The following is a 1,074-nucleotide window of genomic DNA, read 5'->3' as shown; positions in this document are numbered from 1 at the left end:
TCTGCCGAGAAAGTTGAAACCGGCAAAACCGCAGGCGGTCAGTCCGATGGCGGTAAATACCACGCCGGCAAAACGTGTAGCATCATAGGCATCGGCCGCCCAAGGCGAAAACAGGGTTTGGAATGCGGTTGCAGCCCATAAAAAAGCAGGGGAGATGGTGAAATCGGGTTGGCCGAAGATTTGTGCAATCAGCAGGCTGCCGCCGTTTTTCATGGACTCGGAGGCGGTAAAGAGGGAGGGTTCGGCAGGGTTCCACAAGTCATGCGAGAACACGCCCGGCCACAGCCAGGCAAAGGCCATCAGCAGCAGAAGCCATGGTTTTTCATGGGTTTTTTGGGGGCGGCGCGGATCGGGCGGTGTGTAAGTCAGCATGGAAGGTCAAAAAACGGTTGGTTTGAATAGCAATGGTACAGGGTTTGACGGGTTTGCGCGATATGCCGGACCGGAGAGCTTTGTAAAATAATGCTGACGGCTCGTTTTTATCGGGTGTTTGGAATGATATGGTATTCGGTTGACGACAAAAAGCTCAGGCCGTCTGAAAGAAATGTTTCAGACGGCCTGAATGCAAAAAAGACTGCACGAAGCAGTCTTTTTGACAAAGCGGCAATTAGCGTTTGAACAGGTTGCCGAATTTGTTGTTGAATTTATCCACACGACCGGTAGTGTCGACGATTTTTTGAGTACCAGTGTAGAAAGGGTGGCACAGAGAGCAAACCTCAACGTTGAAGCTGTCTTTTTCCATTGCGGATTTGGTCACGAATTTGTTGCCGCAAGAGCAGGTAACGTTGATTTCGTGGTAGTTCGGGTGAATACCTTGTTTCATTTGATTTCCTTTCGATTAAGCGGGCACAGGGGTTTTGCCTGTACTTCAGTTAAGCGTGGAATTTTCGCTATTTTTGGCTGTTTCGTCAAGAGGATATTTTGTATGCAGGGCAGTTTCGCAACAGGCGAGAACAGTTTAGAATAGAGTTTCAAACCAAATGTTGTGTAATCGGGCTGTAATCTAACTGAAAAGAGGATGTAAAACCTCCTCTAGATGTGAAACTTTAAGAAGAATAATAGTCTGAATAATAT

At 47.6% G+C, this 1,074-nt stretch carries 1 protein-coding gene and 1 pseudogene; both read right to left on the bottom strand.

All coding sequences use genetic code 11. From position 1 onward, the window contains the following. A pseudogene (locus ACTHSP_RS20755) lies at positions 1 to 372 on the bottom strand (glycosyltransferase family 39 protein); the annotation flags it as partial. Positions 373 to 607: 235 nt separating this feature from the next. Next, positions 608 to 823 (bottom strand): 50S ribosomal protein L31, encoded by a 216-nt coding sequence (gene rpmE / locus ACTHSP_RS20750; protein WP_003681847.1) that lies wholly within the window; start codon positions 821 to 823, stop codon positions 608 to 610. Between the last annotated feature and the right edge of the window lie 251 nt (positions 824 to 1,074).

It is taken from the genome of Neisseria sp. P0001.S005 (genome assembly GCF_051963715.1).
This window is presented reverse-complemented; position numbering and strand designations above follow the sequence as displayed.